The 16942-nt window shown below is 62.1% G+C and carries 13 protein-coding genes; 7 read left to right on the top strand and 6 right to left on the bottom strand.

What is annotated here, in order from left to right; all coding sequences use genetic code 11:
* Window positions 1–40 precede the first annotated feature (40 nt).
* Window positions 41–826 (bottom strand): IclR family transcriptional regulator, encoded by a 786-nt coding sequence (locus ACS4RS_RS24525; protein ID WP_012555398.1) that lies wholly within the window; start codon window positions 824–826, stop codon window positions 41–43.
* A 304-nt stretch (window positions 827–1130) separates the two neighbouring features.
* Between ACS4RS_RS24525 and ACS4RS_RS24520 the strand changes: the two genes are divergently transcribed.
* The 3 genes from ACS4RS_RS24520 to ACS4RS_RS24510 all read left to right on the top strand — a co-directional run bounded on the left by ACS4RS_RS24520 (window position 1131) and on the right by ACS4RS_RS24510 (window position 6052).
* Window positions 1131–1865: an SDR family oxidoreductase gene (locus tag ACS4RS_RS24520; RefSeq protein WP_439013444.1), complete on the top strand. Its 735-nt coding sequence runs from the start codon at window positions 1131–1133 to the stop codon at window positions 1863–1865.
* An 81-nt stretch (window positions 1866–1946) separates the two neighbouring features.
* Complete coding sequence (locus ACS4RS_RS24515; RefSeq protein WP_439013443.1) at window positions 1947–3224, top strand: L-fuconate dehydratase; 1278 nt, start codon at window positions 1947–1949, stop codon at window positions 3222–3224.
* A gap of 245 nt (window positions 3225–3469) precedes the next feature.
* The gene (locus ACS4RS_RS24510; protein ID WP_449314015.1) at window positions 3470–6052 is read left to right on the top strand and encodes a caspase family protein; all 2583 of its coding nucleotides are present in this window, start codon (window positions 3470–3472) and stop codon (window positions 6050–6052) included.
* Window positions 6053–6190: 138 nt separating this feature from the next.
* On the opposite strand, the gene ACS4RS_RS24505 is transcribed toward ACS4RS_RS24510, so the two are convergent.
* Window positions 6191–6349, bottom strand: a complete 159-nt coding sequence (locus ACS4RS_RS24505) for a hypothetical protein (protein ID WP_439013441.1) — start codon at window positions 6347–6349, stop codon at window positions 6191–6193.
* Window positions 6350–6687: 338 nt separating this feature from the next.
* Window positions 6688–8307: a hypothetical protein gene (locus tag ACS4RS_RS24500; RefSeq protein WP_449314014.1), complete on the bottom strand. Its 1620-nt coding sequence runs from the start codon at window positions 8305–8307 to the stop codon at window positions 6688–6690.
* A gap of 180 nt (window positions 8308–8487) precedes the next feature.
* On the opposite strand from ACS4RS_RS24500, the gene ACS4RS_RS24495 reads away from it, so the two are divergent.
* Both ACS4RS_RS24495 and ACS4RS_RS24490 read left to right on the top strand, forming a co-directional pair.
* Complete coding sequence (locus tag ACS4RS_RS24495; protein WP_179612798.1) at window positions 8488–9078, top strand: hypothetical protein; 591 nt, start codon at window positions 8488–8490, stop codon at window positions 9076–9078.
* Window positions 9079–9356: 278 nt separating this feature from the next.
* Entirely contained in the window at window positions 9357–10148 is a 792-nt protein-coding gene (locus tag ACS4RS_RS24490) for a hypothetical protein (protein WP_449314013.1), read from the top strand.
* Window positions 10149–10209: 61 nt separating this feature from the next.
* Here the strand turns inward: ACS4RS_RS24490 and ACS4RS_RS24485 are convergent, their stop codons facing one another.
* Genes ACS4RS_RS24485 through ACS4RS_RS24475 form a run of 3 tightly spaced genes read right to left on the bottom strand, consistent with a single transcriptional unit; the run spans window position 10210 to window position 14009 of the window.
* Entirely contained in the window at window positions 10210–11196 is a 987-nt protein-coding gene (locus ACS4RS_RS24485) for a HupE/UreJ family protein (RefSeq protein ID WP_439013681.1), read from the bottom strand.
* A gap of 5 nt (window positions 11197–11201) precedes the next feature.
* On the bottom strand, window positions 11202–12050 hold the full coding sequence (locus ACS4RS_RS24480; RefSeq protein WP_439013438.1) for a peptidyl-prolyl cis-trans isomerase: 849 nt from the start codon (window positions 12048–12050) through the stop codon (window positions 11202–11204).
* A gap of 15 nt (window positions 12051–12065) precedes the next feature.
* Window positions 12066–14009, bottom strand: a complete 1944-nt coding sequence (locus tag ACS4RS_RS24475) for a DUF3604 domain-containing protein (protein ID WP_439013437.1) — start codon at window positions 14007–14009, stop codon at window positions 12066–12068.
* 426 nt (window positions 14010–14435) lie between these two features.
* Here ACS4RS_RS24475 and ACS4RS_RS24470 point away from each other — a divergent pair, with 426 nt between their 5' ends.
* Entirely contained in the window at window positions 14436–14813 is a 378-nt protein-coding gene (locus tag ACS4RS_RS24470) for a hypothetical protein (RefSeq protein WP_439013436.1), read from the top strand.
* Between the two features lie 211 nt (window positions 14814–15024).
* Window positions 15025–16935 (top strand): DUF4384 domain-containing protein, encoded by a 1911-nt coding sequence (locus tag ACS4RS_RS24465; RefSeq protein WP_449314012.1) that lies wholly within the window; start codon window positions 15025–15027, stop codon window positions 16933–16935.
* Window positions 16936–16942 lie beyond the last annotated feature (7 nt).

Below are 16942 nucleotides of genomic sequence, written 5' to 3'. Positions count from 1 at the left end.
TCCCTGGTGAATGGATTGTTCAAATAGAAATTGCCGCCCCTCAGGCTGGGCTTGCGACGTCGGCGCCGGCAAGCAGCGACAGCTGGTTGGCCGCCTTTTGCACCAGCATGGTCGCCTGGCTGATATCGGGCGCGGTGGGTGCGTTGACAAGCGCGATGAAGGGGCAGGTGAGGGCGGCGATGCAGCGTCCGTCCGGCCCGAGGACGGGCGCGGAAAGATTGTAGACGCCTGATGTCTGGGCGCTTGCCATCATCTCGTAGCCCCGCTCGCGGATCTGGTCGAGACGATCGTAGAAATCCGGCCCAAGTTCGATCTCCGCGCGGCTGCGCACATGTTCCGAGATCATCATCTCCCGCTCCTCCGCGCTGCGGAAGGCGAGCAGCACGTGTCCCGAGCCGGTGTCGAACAGGCTGATATGGGCGCCGATGCGGATCGAGAAGCCCCAATAGTCCGGCGCCTCCTGCTGGGCAATGACGACGGCCGCGCCGCGGTCGAAGACGGCGAGGTGATTGGCCTGGCGCGTGCGCTGGGCGAGATCGCGCATCAGTGGTGTCGCATAGGACGCAAGCCGGCGGACCGGCGTATGCAATTGCGCCAGGCCGAAGAGCTTCAGCGTCAGCGAATAGCGGTCGCCATCCAGCCGGGTGACGTAACCGCGGCGCACCAGGCGGTCGAGCATGCGGTAGAATTCGTTGGGGCTGCGGTCGAGCCGCTTGGCGATATCGGCCTGGGTAAGGCCACTGTCGACGCCGGCGAGCAATTCCAGGATATCGAGGCCCTTGTCGAGCGCAGGAGCGCGATAGCGGTCTGACTCCTCGGTCTCCATTCCTTCCTCCTGTGAATATCATTCTGCATATACGCAGAACAGCAGCCGGAAAAGGAAAAGTTTGCGCTTGGCCCTTGGCTAATCGTCTGTTTGTCTATAAACAGACAAATCATAGCTGAAGACGTAGCTTGACATCCGGTGAGATCTAGCGCGCTTCCGAAACGAAACCAGGCGGCAGGCTGCCAGCACTCTCTTGCCGCAGGGCAGTCACAGCGCGCAAAGTGGGAAAGGGTGAACCCCGCCTTCGTCAGACAAAATGCATTCCATCGTTCCGCGCAGACAATTCCAGAAAAGGCCCCGTGACATGACAAACAGACTTTCCGGCAAGACCGTTCTCATCACCGCCGCCGGCCAAGGCATTGGCCGTGCAACGGCGATAGCCTTTGCCGCGGTCGGCGCCAAGGTCCACGCGACCGACATCAATACCGGCGCGCTGGCGGCCTTAGCCGCGGAAACCGGGGTTTCCACCCATCAGTTGAACGTGCTCGAAGAGGATGCGGTCAAGGCTCTCGTCGCCGAGATCGGCGCTGTCGACGTGCTGTTTAACTGCGCCGGCTTCGTGCATGCCGGCTCGATCCTGGAGATGAAGGATTCCGATTTCGAATTTGCCCTCGACCTCAACGTCAAGGCGATGATCCGCACGATCCGCGCGGTGCTGCCCGGCATGCTGGAGCGCAAGGACGGGTCGATCATCAACATGGCCTCGGTCGCCTCCAGCATCAAGGGCGTGCCGAACCGCTTTGCCTATGGCGTCACCAAGGCAGCCGTCATCGGGCTGACCAAATCCGTCGCCGCCGATTATGTCGCCGAAGGCATCCGCTGCAACGCCATCTGCCCCGGCACGGTGGAAAGCCCGTCCCTGCAGGACCGCATGCGCGCGCAGGGCGATTATGACGCCGCCCGCGCCGCCTTCATCGCCCGCCAGCCGATGGGCCGGCTCGGCTCGCCCGAGGAGATCGCCGATCTCGCCGTCTATCTTGCCGGCGCCACCTACACCTCGGGCCAGGCGATCGCCATCGACGGCGGCTGGACGATCTGAGCCGATTCAGCGATGTGGCCGGCACGCAGCCGGCCGATCCCGGCCCCGCCTGCAGCCGACCCCGTTAACGGAGAATACACCATGACCCGCATCACCGACCTTCGTGTCTTCGATCTCCGCTTTCCCACGTCACAAAGCCTGGATGGGTCGGATGCGATGAACCCCGATCCGGATTATTCGGCCGCCTATGTCATTCTCGATACGGATACGCCCGATCTTGCCGGCCACGGCCTGACCTTCACCATCGGCCGCGGCAACGACATCTGCTGCATGGCGATCGAGGCGATGCGCCATCTCATCGTCGGTGCCGACCTCGCCGAGGTGCTCGCTCATCCCGGCAAGTTCTGGCGGCATCTGACCAGCGACAGCCAGCTGCGCTGGATCGGACCGGAAAAAGGCGCCATTCATCTGGCGACCGGCGCCGTCGTCAACGCCGTCTGGGACCTGCTTGCCAAACAGGCGGGAAAACCGGTCTGGCGGCTGGTCGCCGAAATGTCACCTGAGGAGATCGCCGATATCGTCGATTACCGCTATCTCACCGACGTGCTGACGCGTGAGGAGGCAATCGAGATCCTGAAGCGCGCTGAAGCCGGCAAGGCCGAACGAACCGCCATCCTCGAAAAGGAGGGTTATGCCTGCTACACCACTTCGGCCGGCTGGCTCGGTTATGAAGACGAGAAACTGCGCCGTCTCTGCCGGGAGGCGATCGACGCCGGCTTCAATCATATCAAGATGAAGGTCGGCCGCGACCTGGATGACGATATCCGCCGCCTGAGGATCGCCCGCGAGGTGATCGGGCCCGATCGTTACCTGATGATAGACGCCAACCAGGTCTGGGATGTCGGCCAGGCGATCGACTGGGTCAAGGCGCTTGCCCCGGCCAAGCCCTTCTTCATCGAGGAACCCACCAGCCCCGACGACGTCGCCGGCCACCGCAAGATCCGCCAGGCGATCGCGCCGGTGAAGGTCGCGACCGGCGAGATGTGCCAGAACCGCATCATGTTCAAGCAGTTCATCGCCGAGGGCGCGATCGATATCGTCCAGATCGATTCTTGCCGCATGGGCGGGCTGAACGAGGTTCTCTCCGTGCTGCTGATCGCCGCCAAGTTCGGCCTGCCGGTCTGGCCGCATGCCGGCGGCGTCGGCCTTTGCGAATATGTCCAGCATCTGTCGATGATCGACTACATCGCCGTCTCCGGCACCAAGGAAGGCCGCGTCATCGAATATGTCGATCACCTGCACGAACATTTCCTCGACCCCTGCCGGATCGAGAACGCCGCCTATATGCCGCCCGTCCTGCCGGGCTTCTCGATCGAGATGAAACCGGACTCGATCAGCAACTATACGTTTCCAAGCTAAGAAAACTTCGCCAGCTCCGACGTATCGGCTACCAGCCGCAGGATAACTTCCTGATTCCGACAGTCTTTCTCGACGCCGATGGGCTTCCAATCTGACAGGACTGCTCCAATTCACTTGGAGGCGGGTGAAGCTTGCTTTTTTTAGCAGTGAGGAATATTTTCAAAAGGTGAATGCGGAGGGGGCCCAGCACCAGCAGGCCAGCAAATTTTATTGAACTTAAACAATAGAATGTTTGCGATCGAGCCATGCCCAAGTTTCACCACGTCAAGAGACTGTGCGCCTATCTGCTGATTGCTGCGGCAATGCTGCTGTCGATCGGCACGGCACATGCCGCCATTACCGAAGGTGAGAGCGGCCGCCGCGTCGCCCTCGTCATCGGCAACTCGGTCTATAAGACGCTACCCTCGCTTCCCAATCCTGCCAATGATGTCGAAGAGGTCGCCAATACATTGCGTTCGGCCGGTTTCGACGTGACCATCGGCGTCAATGTCGACCGGATCGGGCTCGAAGATACGGTGCGCCGCTTCCTGCGTTCGACCAGCAATGCCGAGGCCGGCCTGATCTATTATTCCGGCCACGGCATCCAGGTGGGCGGGCAAAATTTCCTCGTGCCGGTCGATGCGACGCTGGAGACGCCCTATGACGTCGAGACGCAGACGATGCCGCTCGACCTCATCCTCAACCACCTCAAGCAGAATTCGCGGGTCCAGTTGATCTTCCTCGATGCCTGCCGCAACAATCCCTTCAACGCCCAGAAATTCTGGATGGCGGAAAAGCTGGAGCCGGTCGGCGCCACTCGCGGCCTTGCGCGCATCGACAGCGATCTCGGCAGCCTGATCGCCTTCTCCACCGAACCGGGCCAGGTGGCGCTCGACGGCACCGGGGCGCTTAGCCCCTATTCCGAATCCTTCATCAAGCGCGCCAGCGAACCCAACAAGGAAATCCGCCAGGTGCTGACCGATGTCCGCCGCGATGTGATTGCCATGACCGGCGGCAAGCAGGTCCCCTGGGAAAATTCCTCGCTGATGGACAGCTTCTATTTCATTCCGGCGCCGCCGCCGCCGAGCGTCGAGGCGATGCAGCAGGTGAGCGTACCCGAAGGGGCTGCCGCCACCAAGCTGCCGATCGCCCCGCCGCATGACGAGACCGGCTCGGCGCTGCTCGTCACCCTCAACCAGCTCCCGCAGACCGGCAAACTCAGCTTCGACGGCAAGCCGGTCGAGCCGGGCGCCAAGATGCCGGCCGCAGCCCTGACGGCACTCACCTATGATTCCTCAGGCGTTAACGCCGGAACCGTCGGCCTGATCGGCTATACCGTCAGTGATCCCTACGGCCAGGCGACGCAGGGCGTCGTCGCGATCACCGTCTCGGCGGATGCCGGCGCCAAGCTCGCCCAGCTCGAACAGCAAAAGCAGGTGCGGCTTGCCGATGCCGACGCCTATCTGAAGACGCTGACGCGCGACATGGATACGCCGATCGGCGTCGGTCCCGTCAAGACCAGTCTGCCGGTCGTTCCGGCATCGGCCGCGGAAATGACCTTCAAGGTCGCGGCCCTGCCCGACAAGGGCACGCTGCGCGCCGGAGACCGGGTGATCGGGCTCGGCCATGTGCTTGAGGCAGCCGATATTCCGGGCCTTTCCTACGAGCCGCAGATCGGCACCGAGAACCAGCCCTTCGCCCTGACGCTGCAGGCCGCCAATGACGACCTGCCGGCGGCAACCGTCACCTTCAAGCCGGTGCTCGACGACTGCGATACTGCAGCCGCCGCGCCGCTCGATCTGCAGGGCGTCACCGCAGGCAAGCTGCCGAACGAAATCGATCCTGATGTCGCCGTGCCCGCCTGCACGGAAGCGGTAAAGGCCTATCCCGAGGTGGCCCGCTTCGTCTATCAGCTCGGCCGCGCCCAACTCGCCAACCGCGACACCAAGACGGCTTTCGCAACGATCAAGAAGGCAATGGATGCCGGGCATGTCCGGGCGATTTCTGAGATCGCGAGACTATATCTGGTCGGCGGGTCTGTACCGACAAATGCCGCCAAATCGAGCGAGATAGCAGCTGTCGGCGCGAAGAAAGGTGATCCTTATGCACTCTACGCTTACGGCAAGAGCCTCTACTACGGCAGGGGTGCTAAAGCCGATGCGCAGGAGGGGTTGAAGCTTATGCTTCAGGCGGCCGATTTAGGCCACACCTACGCGATGAATGAATTAGGTTATATCTTCGTAAACGGCATCAATGTCCCGCCCGATGTCGACCGCGGCATTCGCTTTTACGAATCGGGTCTTAAGCGGGACGACATTTATTCCATGAATAGCCTGGGGATGATCTATCGCGCCGGAAAAGGCGTGCCGCAGGACCTTGGGAAGGCACTCGAGTTGTTTAGAAAGGCGGCAGAGGGCGGCCAACCTTATGCTCCGCGAAATATCGGCCTCATGTACAAAGACGGCCTTGGAGTGCCTCAGGATCAAGCTGAAGCCGTTAAGTGGTTAGAAATGGGCGCCGAGCGCGGAGACTATTGGAGCGCATTCGAGCGAGGCCGGATGGCCAAAGAGGACATTTCGGATGAGCAAAGCCAAGTCGCTGCAGCTCACTATTTCGCTTTGGCAAGCGCGCTCAATATGCCGGGTACTGGGGACCCTAAGAAACAGTCGGACAAAGAGCTCGCATCCTTAGCCGATTCTGCAAAAAAGAAGGCAGCAGAGGCTTTTTCAGACGACCTGACTCAACAAGAACTCAAGACTCTTCCGAAGGCCAAATCGCTCAACCAGAGACTGGTGCTTCTTGCGAAAGCGACGTGGGTAAAGCGAAATCCGAGATATGATCTCTTCTAAAAATGGCGATCTGGGGGCGCCCTATATGACCAGCAAACTCTTCATCCGTGTACTCCTATGCTCGAGTCTCATCACTAGTTCGGCCGTGATCCTTCAGGGCTGCATTTTTGACCCCGGGGGCAAGACACTTTTCGCCAATCAAGAGCCGACGCGCAAAAAAACACCGACTGTTAAAAGGGTGGCGGCAAACAGTAGTGAGACGACTTTTGCTCGTTCGGATAAGGGTTCCAACTCAAACAGCAGCAGTTCCTCGTCCGGCAGCGGACCATCTAGCGATCCAGGCTGGAACTGAAGCATATTGTCCTGGGCAGATGCCCGCAGCTCGGCGCAACGCCGCGCATCTTAAGATACGAAAGGCGTAGGCCCGGGGCGAGTTTGACAGAAACGCGTCCCCCAATCTCCGTCGTCCTCGGGCTTGACCCGAGGACCCATGTCGCGGCTGCTGGCGGGTGCCGTGTGGATGCTCGGCTCAAGGCTGCTCAAGGCCGAGCATGACGGAGGACGAGGTGGCGGAAGTTGACAAATCATACCGTGGACACCCGCGTCAGGAATGTTGTCCGCATGCCTCAGACGAACGGCGGCCGCTATAATACTCTGAATGATGCAGCAAACAGCCGGCGCAGCGCTCCCGCCGTTCACCCATCCAGACCCTTGAAGCGCACCGGCTGGTAGCCGCGCATCAACAGGCTTCCGAGCGAATAGGTGTTGCGGCAGACGCGGCCCTTGCAGGCGTTTGGCGAAGCCTCCATCACCTCGACCTTGCGGTCGTCGGTGAAGCGCATGAACAACAGCACATGCGAGCCGGGCTTGTTCAGCGCGTCGCCCGGCCGCATCGACCAGGGGTCGGAGACGCGTTTGGTAATGCCGGGGATGGCGCGCGTCGAGACATGCATCTTCAGGCCCCAGGCGTCGCTGACGAAACCGGAGCAGTCGACCCCGAGGATATTGGTTTGCGGCGCGCTCTTGGTGCAGACATTGCCGGCGGTCTGGCCCTTTTCGACGCCGTCCATGAAATCCTCGAGCCGCGTCTTGCAGCCCCAGCAATAGGGAACGCCCTTGACCGTCTGGCCGCGCTTGCCGATCAGGTAGATCGGCCGGCGCAGCCGGTTCATGTTGATGCAGCCAGGGCCTGGATCCTTGCCATAGGCGGTTGATGTCACCAGCCAGCTCAAGGTCTCGAAGCCGATCGCCCGCTCGATGACGTCGCTGCGCGACTTCGGCACGATCGCCACCTTCGGCGTCTTGCCGGGCTTGCCGGCAGCCAGCGGCTTGGCTGGCCGCTGAACGGCGAGCTTTCGGCCAGGGTCGCGGCCGTCGAGCCGCAGCACCTGGGCCCGGCTTTCCTGGGATTTTAAATAGAGCACGTCGCCGCGCGGGCCGATCGCCACGAAACGCCTGGAAAAGACCGTGCCGGGGTTGATCGGCAGGTCGTAGACCCGGTCGATCGACCCGTTCGGCGTGAAGCGCACCACCAGCATGCCGGTGCGCTCCGGCTGGTCGGCGGGAACGAGTTCGACCAGCGCATAAGGTCTGCCCGTCGTGTCGATGTCGAGAAGTTCGACGGTGCCGATGCGGCCCTCGGCGGTCAGCGGCAGCGACAGGAAATTCTCCTCCGAGCTGCTGCGCCGCAGCAGGATCTCCGCCTTGTCGTTTGCAGCCGAGACTTCGGCGACGATATCGCCGAGCCCGCGGCTCGGCACATATTGAATGACCGGCGGGCGGGGCGCCGGCCGGCTGGTGCTGCGGCCGATCTCGTCGACGATGCTGTTCAGCGGCCCCGGCGGCACTGAGCCCATCGAGGCGAAGACCGAGCGGGTGTAATCGTCGGCATCGCCGCCGTCGACGGCGCGCAGCGTCTGCGACCTTCCATCGGCTTCGGTGGAGCGCTCGAGCGGTACGACGCCGTCAGACCAGAGGTAGAGTTCGTTGTGGACGACGGCGAGATCTTCCGGGGTGGCATTTTCCGGCAGCGGCAGGATTTCGGGCTCGGCCTGCGAGCGCTCGGCATCGACGGCGAGCACGCGGCCATTGTTCTGGTCGAGAATATAGATGGTGCCGTCGTCGCCAACGGTGATCGCCGCAGGTCCCGATGCCTCGACTTCCTCACTGGCGGAAATAATGCCGACCGAGCGACTGCCATCGCCGCTGCGAAGCTCGATAATCGTGTCTTTGGCAAAAACCGGGTCTTTGGCAAAAACCGGCGAAGCGACCGCAAGTGCCGCGGCAATCAGAATATGCGACCCAAAACTACGCATGTCCTCGACCCCCGAACAGGACGATGTCAGGCCGGCTCGGCCCTCTGTGACCGTCAAGTCTTCGAAATGGTAAGATAGATGTGTCTTGTCAGCAAGCCGTTGCTTTCCAAACGATTTGGAGATTGGCGCCGGCGATAGTACAAGAGCATCGTCTCGAAGATTTGCTGGCGGGAAATGCTTATGCTGGAATGGAACGGTGACGAACTGGCGCTCGACATCAGCTTGCTGGAGCAGGTGCGCGCTGCAAGGATAGGCTTCTCCGATCGCGTCTGCGCCGCCTCGCAAAGCACTGATGACAAGCATCTGGCGCAGCTACGCTCCGAGCCGACCTATCTGATGGCCGAGTTCCTCTACTCGATGAAGGTCTTCGGCATAAACACAGCCGAGGATATCGAGCGCTTCGCCGATCTGCACAATGACTACGTGGTTTCGCTGACCCGCGATCCGGCCAAGCTGCAGCGCCTGGGGCTGTCGCAGGATCGGGCGCTCGCCTCGATGTTCACCGCCGACACCAAGCCGCGGCTGATCCAGAACTGGGCGGAGAAGGCGGGCGCCATCGACCAGTCCAATCTCGCCCGTTTCCTGGTGGCGGTGATGTCGAGCGAGACCTGCCGTAAGACGCTGATCGATTTCGAGACGGCCGGCTTCATGCAGCGCAAGCGCTCGCCCTATGGCACCATGGTGGTCTGGTCGACGGGAACGATCGAGGAGATCTTCGGCGAAATGCTGCGGGATCTGCGCCTCAGCCTGCAGCAATTGAAGATCCTCTGACCGCCTGGGCCAGAGCCTTTCCCAAACGGATTGAGGCATCCGGTTGGCGCAAACGGAGCCCGAAGGATCGACCCGCGCCTCTCGGCCAAGTAACGCTCCCCTTTCGACTGTCGAAGATAGTGCAAAACCGGGACAAACCCGCAAAAACCGTAGCCCGATACCGACAATATAATAAAGCGTCTCGATAATTGGTTGGCCAAATCGCGGCTCTTCGAGCATGATCGAATTGGGATGCCAATCTAGCTTGTTCGCGGGGGCGAACATGATCGGGGGACTTCATGAAATCTTGCCTGAAGCGCACTCTGGCAGCCGTCGCAGGCTGCCTACTTGCCGGCGGCGCCATGGCAGCGGACATTCGCTCGCCAATGACGCCCGATGTTCAGCAGACCACGACGGAAAGCGGCTGGACATTCTCGTTCGCGCCGTACTTTTGGATGGCCGGCCTGTCAGGAGATGTCGCCCAGTTCGGGCTGCCGGAGGTGCATGTCGACACGAGCTTCAGCGAGATCTTCGATCATCTGGATTTTGGTGCCATGGCGATCGGGGAAGCCCGCTATGGCCCCTACAGCATTTTTGGCGACGTGATGTACACGAAGATCTCGGGTCAAGCCGGCACCCCGAAAGGGTTTCTGGCAACCGATGTCGAGCTCTCGAGCGAGACCTTCGCAGGCTTCCTCGGCGCCGGTTATGCCGTTTTCGAAGACAGTTCCGCGCGGCTGGATGTCGTCGGCGGCCTGCGTGTCTCGTCCGTCGAAAGCGAGCTTTCCTTCCACGGCGGCATTCTGGATGGGCGCACCAGGACGGATAGCGCAACCTGGGTGGACGGCTTGGTCGGCGTCAAAGGGACCTACGCCATTACCCCGGAAGTCTATCTGACCGGCTGGGGACTTGTGGGCGCCGGCGGCGCGGACCTCGATTGGGACGTTGCCGCTGCGATCGGCTACCGGTTCGCCGACAACGTCTCTGCCGTCGCCGGGTACCGCGCTCTCGGGGTGGATTACAGCAACGACGGCTTTGTCTTCGATGTCGTTCAACAGGGCCCGATGTTGGGGCTGGTGATCCACTTCTAGACGTCAACCGCGCGCCTGCGTCTATTGCCGGCGCGCAGTAGCTTTCCGGCCGCGCCATCTCTCATATACCGAGACCAGCGATCCGGGGAAAGAGCCACAACATCGAGGCTGTCCCGATCACGTAGGCACCGAGCCGGCGGGTCGGCGCCGGCGGCAAGGCGACGAGAGCAGCTCCGATCCTGAACAGGACCAGTATCGCCGCAACGAAGATGAGCTGCCCCGCCTCGACGCCCAAGTTGAACGTCAAGAGGCTCAGCGGCACGTCCGACTGCGGCAGGCCGGTTTCCTTCAGTGCGCCGGCGAAGCCGAAGCCGTGCAGCAGCCCGAACGCGAAGGCCACAAGCCAGGGATAACTCTCGGACAGCCGCCTCTCGCCCGGTTCCGTCTTGGCCAGTTCGCGCGCCACAAACGCAATGCTGAGCGCGATCGTGGCTTCCACCGGCCTCTGGGGCAGACTGAAATAGCCAAGCGACGCTCCAGCCAGTGTGATGCTGTGTGCGATCGTAAACGCCGTGATGGTCTTGAGCAGCATCCAGCGGTTTCGGATGAGCAGGATGAGCGCAAGCACGAAGAGCAGGTGATCGAAGCCGGAGAGAATGTGGTCGACACCGAACAGGAAGTAGGTTCGCGCCACTTCGATGCTCGTCTGCGTGCCGGCTGCCACGAAGCGCGGCCGATCAGGCAGGAGACGCGCAACCTCGATGTCTCCCGTCGCATATTCAATGCGCACCAGCGCTTCGGTCAGCGTCGACTTGAGGCCGTCGATGCTGATCTCGCCGCCTTTCAGGCCGCCTGCGCAGGTAACGTTCCATCGCTCGAAATAGGCGTCCTGCTCGATCGACCGAACCGCCTCGGATTTCTCCGCGCAGGCGGCCGGCAGCCGCGCATGAAGCCCGAGGCGCATCTCGCCCTGCGCCGGCACCTTCCAGACGACGGCGAACGCGTCGGAGTCCGTTTCGCGCATGTCGAGATAGGCCGGGCGGACCTCGTGCGCGTGGGCTGCCGCCGCAAGCAGCAAGGCCAGCAGGAAGGCGAATATTCTGCCGATCGGCTTCACCGGCCGGTCTCCTTGCCGGCAAGGCTCTCGATGGTCACCGTGTAACCCTTGAGAAGCTTCGCAAATTGCTGGTCTTCGAGCTCGCTGCGCCTGGCGTTCGTCCACTCCCGCGCGACCGCGTCACGCACTTCGCCGAGCGAGGGCGTGCGGTCGGGCACACGCTCCGTCACGCGCACGAGGTGCAGTCCGAAACCGGAAACGACCGGCCCGATCCATTGGCCGATGGGCGCCTGATCGAGGGCCTTGGCGAAATCGGCCCCGAAGGTCTGCGTGATCGAAGCGCTGTCGGAGAGCGCAAGCTCGGGCGGCAGCAGCGTGGCGTCACCGAGCAGCGAGCGGTTCGCCTGCGGATCGGACAGCAGAATATGGAGGATGGAGCCGGCGTCCTGCTTTGCCCGCCCGCCATGCTGCTGCGGACTCAGGAACACCTGCTCGAAGGCCAGCATGCCCTCGATCCTGAACGCGTCGGCGTTGTTGGTGAGATAGGCCTGGAGCTCCGCGTCGGTTGGCCCCAGCGCCTCGGCGTCCGCCGTGTTCAGGAACTCCATCTTCTGGCGAAGGCGCCGCCTGACCACGGCATCGTCCCTGTCGAGCCCGAGGGCGAGCGCCTGACGGACGAGGACTTCCTCCTTCACATAATCGTCGATCAGCCCCTTGAGCTCGGCGGCGCTCGGCGGACGCTGCCAGGTCTTGGTGAACAAGGTCGCCATCTGCTCGATCTTCGGCGCGGTAACGACGATGTGTTCCTGCCTTTCGCCGGCGCCGACCAGCGCGTAGCCGGCGAAGATCGCAAGCGCGAGCACCAGAAAATGGACGAGGGGTTCTTTGAGAACGCGTTTCAGCACCGGTTTCTCGTCGTGTCAGGGCGTATACCAGATCGGCGAGGTATAGGCGCGTTCGGTCACGGTCATCGATGTGCCCTCCAGCGGCTTGTTGCCAAACCGCTTTGCGTCATAGGCAGTCCATCGCGGCGTCGGGATCTCGATAACGCGCCCGTAATAGAAAGCCTTCAGCGTCGGATCGAAGTTCGGGTCCGTCCAGACGGTGATCAGTTCGGGAGCGCCGATCGTGTTGGTCCAGGTGGCGTTCTCGATGTCGACCGTGCTGCCGACCGACGGCAGCTTTCCATCGGCGCCGGGCTTGCGGTCGCCGGCCCAGGCGACATCGTAAATCTGTTCATGGGTGTCGCCTTTGTCGTCCAACCACCCCTTGACGATCTGATAGCGATCGAGATTGGCTCCGATCGGATCCTTCAGCGCCGCGACCAGGAATGTCGGCGCCTTGCCGTCAGGAGCCTTGGTCAGGTCGCCGCCCATCGGCACGCCCTTGTCGTAGCCGATCGCGCCGGGATTGCGGGTCTGGGCGTCGGCCGGCGCGAAATCCCAGCCACCGAAGAAGCGCACCATCATCCGCGATCCCGTTGTGCCATAGGTCTCCTTGCGCTGCATCGCGTCCCAAATGGATTCCCGCGTATTCTCCGTCGCCCAGACGGCGGCGTAACCCGACGCGCCGACCTCCCAGTCCATGACTGTGATCCCGGTCTTGTCGTCCTTCACGAAGGTTGCGGTCAGGCGCTCGGGGCTCGGCTCCTGCGGCGTCGTCTTGCCGAAGAAGTTGTCCTCTTCCATGGCCGCGAGGCCGGTATGGGAATCCGAACTGCCGACGAGGCCGAACTTGTAGGGGTTGGTGCCGAGCTGGGCTTCGAGCTTGAGGCCGTTGCGAAGCGCGGAGCGGGTATATTCGAACTCGAGCATGTCAGGCGTCTTTTTCACGCTCGCGTCAAGATTGCCGAAATCCCAGATTTCGAAATCGGCGAACTCGTCATTCGGAGACAGCGCCGGATGGGCTTCCCCCGTCCCCTTCGTCTGGGTCGTCTCGTAGAGCCGCTCCCACCTTGCGCGCTCCTCCACATAGGCCTTGTCCACCGGCTTGTTGGTGAAGGATTCGATCAACGGGAACATGCGGCCGTTGGACAGGTTGCCATTATGTGCGATGGCGAGCACGTTGCCGCCGGTCTTGTCCTCATAGGCCTGCATCCACTTCCAAAGGTCGCGGGGATTGTCGCTGCCGAGCGGCTTCAGTGTCGTGTAGGGCAACACCTGATCGGCCTTGTCGGCATTGTCGCGGAAAATGACGTTGCGGTGCAGGTTGTTGCCTGCCGTGTTGGATGTCCACTCATAGCCGATGAAGGCCGTGAAGCGGCCGGGTTCGTTATATTCTTCCGCCGCCTTGATCGTGTCCTGCCAGGCGTTCTTGTAGGGACGCGTGTCCGGCCCGTAGATCATCGACTGCGGCAATGTGCCCTTGCCGAAGGCGAAGATGATCTCCAGCGCCGCCTTGCCGCCTTGCCCGCTCTTTATTTCCTCGTACCAGGTCTTGGCCTGCGGATCGGCGATCACCTCCGGCTTGCCGGCGAAGAGGTCGGTGAACATCCCCATATTGTCCGAGTGGTCGGCGACCACCAGGAAATCGAGCGGACGCGACAGCTTTGCCGGCTGACCGCTTGACGCCATGACCTCCTCTCCACGGGCGAAGCGGTAGGCGTCGCGCGGCGTCAACCGTGCGCCGAATGCGCCGGCGTCGAACGAAGCTCCCGTGTGCAGGTGCGTGTCGCCAAACAGCGGCCGCGTGGGGAAGTTGCGACCGGCATAGGGCGAGTAGGGCGGCTTGCCGGCGAATGCCTTGTCGGCCTTCTCCGGCGTCAGCGTCCCGACATCGCCGCCCTCTGCCGAATGGCTTGCCGGAGCAATGAACGAGGCCGCAAGCGAAGCTGCTGCAATAGCCATGAAACGGGATTTTTTCATATTTTCCTCCCCTTGGAATTTTGTAAAAGAAAACATTTCTCCAAAAGATGTAGACTGGTGAGCCGCCTCGTGTCGTTGATACGAATCAAAACACCTGGAACGCCGGCCTCACGCCATTCCTTCCGGCTATATTGGTAATAAGCCGCGGGAATAAGCTAGACTACAATTTTGATTAGAATATTTTACCTGACGACGACGATTAAACCCCGGGATAATACTATCCCTGCGAACATCGTTTGCATCCGATGTGCTTGTCTACAATGACGCTCGTCAAAGCCGGCTCCAGCGGAATGTGCGAGCTGTCCCAAGCCGGTTTCACCCCTCCCAACTGATTGGCACTGAGCGCCGTTGCCATCTTTCCGGCCTCTGCCTATTGTCCGGAAGCATGTCGCGCGCGGTAGCGCCCATAAGACGGATGTGACGACGATGACGAAATCCCGGCTCATACCCCTGTCGATCGGCCTCCTGCTGGCGTTGCAGATGCCTCAGCTTGGCCATGCCGGCCCGGCCGAGGATGCGCTTGCGGCGCGCAACCCCGCGCTTGCCGCGCTGCGCCAACACGACGAAAAGGCCTTTGCCGCAGCGACTGCGATCATCACAGAACACGAAAGCGCCAAGGGACTGACACCCGGTCAAGGCAAACTCCCGGACGCGACCTCGCCCGGCCGCGACATGGGCTCAGGCCCCGGGAAGGAATTCACGATCGATAATCCGGATATTCTCTGGCTCTATAATTCCTCGCCCGAAGGGATGAGCGACCTGATCTCGATTTTGAAATCAGCCGGGCAGAAACCCAAGAACTAAACGCAGATCCAAAGTCGAAAGGACTGCACCGGCCGGCGAATATTGCTGAGCGCGAGTCTTGCTTGCGGCTATTCCGGGACGGTTTCTTGCCGGCTCCAAATAATTTGTAACCCTCCCTCAAGCAAGACAGGCAAAGCCATCCCAATTTCGCCGGTCAGTGCTATTCTCATCTTCAACACAGTGTGAGATTGTTCGAAGAGGAGGTTTTTCCATGCCACACCGCAAAGCCATCCTGGCCGCAGCCACCTTTCTTTCGTTCTTTGCGGTGGTTCCCGCCGTCGTGGCGCAGAACGAGCGCACACTGACCGAAGCGCCGGCCCAGACCGGTCCCGTCAGCATCACTTTCGATCGCGCCGAGGCCAAATACGCCATCGGCGAAGTTGTCGGCCTGTTCATCCAGTCGACCGAGAACAGCTATGTCACGGTGCTGAACGTCTCGCCGAACGGTTCCGTCATCAAACTTTTCCCGAACAAGTATCAGACCGACGCCCTTGTCGGGCCCGGCAAGCGCGTCCAGGTGCCGGATCCGGCCAGCGGCGCCCGGCTGCAGGTCTCTGGCCCCGTGGGTCAGGAGCAGATCAAGGTCTTCTATTCCTCTAAGCCGCTGACCATCTTCGCCGATCTCGGCGGCAGCGGCAGCGGCATGTTCCGCTCGGTCGACGGCGGCATGGATGCCGTGTCCCGCAGCCTGGAAGAGGCCCGCAGCCTCGGCACCAAGATCAGCAGCAAGACGCTGATGCTGACGACGGTCGACAGTCCCGCCGCCCCGCCTGTTGCAGTCGCACCCGCGGCAAAACCGGTCGAACAGGCAGCCAAGCCGCCCGTTGCGCCGAAGCCAAAGCCGGTGACGAAGCAGGAGGTCGCCAAGAAGCCGGAACCGGTCGTGGAAAAGCCGAAGCCCGTTGCTCCGAAAAAGGTCGCACCGAAGCCTGTGGAGCAGGCCGCCCAACAGCCGCCGAAGAAATACAAGATCGTCACCAATCTGGCGCCCGGCCAGGAGCTTGCCGCTGACGAACTGCAGTTGATCGGCCCCGCCGACACCACCTCGTCCACCCGGCCGACGCAGTATAAACAGCCGGCCCAATCCTCCCAGACGAAGATGCCGAAGCTGCCGATGCCGCAGCTCAAGATGCCGCAATTCAAACTGCCCGGCGGTTTCAGCATCAAGATGCCGCAGCTCAACCTCGGCCGCTCGGCCGAACCTGGCCAGGCCGGCGAGGAAATCGAAGTGGCGAATGCCGATACGCCTGCCTGCACCGCCCTTCTCGACAAGCTGAACACCGCCGTCGCCGCCAAGGACATCAATGCCGCTGCCTCCGAGGCCGATGCGATCGCCGTCAGCGCCGAATGCGGCCAGTTCCAGGTGAATGCCCAGCGCCGCGTCGCGGCCCTCAGGCTTTCCGCCGCCCAGGAGATGATGGCCGCCAACCAGCCGGTCGCCGATTACGAGCCGCTGCTTGTCGCCGCCGACAGCCCGCAGGTTCTCTGGCAGGCCTCCGCCACGCTCGGCGAGATCTATTTCTCCGCCCGCCGCTTCGCCGATGCCGCCGCCGATTACCAGCAGGCGATCGAAATCATCAAGAACGAGACCCGCACGCCGAAGGCGCCGCCGGCCGACACGATCTCCGACCTTATCCAGCGCGCCGCCCAGGCCCGCATCCTTGCCGCCAACCCGACGAGCGACAATCCTCAAGGCAGCTTCGTGCCGGCCGAGAAGGATCATCGCAGCGGCGTGCTCGGCGGCATCTATTCCGAAAATGTCCGCGGCATCGTGCCGGTCTCCATTCCGGTGCCGATCACCTTCGACTTCAACAAGTCGAGCTTCACCTCGATCGGCACGGAGGCCGCCCAGGAATTGCTGGAGGCGCTGAAGGAGCAGAAGCCCGGCCGCGTCATCCTCATCGGCCACACCGACCGCCGCGGCGCGGACGACTATAATCAGAAGCTGTCCGAGCGCCGCGCCCAGGCCGTCGCCGATTTCCTGAAGAGCAACGGCATCGACGCAACGATCGACGCCGAAGGCCGCGGCGCCTCCGAGCCGGTGGATGTGACGGCAACCGCAAACCTCACCGAAGACGATGTCGATGCGCTGAACCGCCGCGTCGAATGGCGTCGCGAGTAGCCGGGGC

Origin of the sequence: Rhizobium sp. F40D2 (assembly GCF_051810745.2) — a bacterium.
In the GTDB taxonomy this organism is placed as follows: domain Bacteria; phylum Pseudomonadota; class Alphaproteobacteria; order Rhizobiales; family Rhizobiaceae; genus Rhizobium.
The sequence above is the reverse complement of the archived record's forward strand: the minus strand, read 5'-3'. Positions and strand labels throughout refer to the sequence as shown.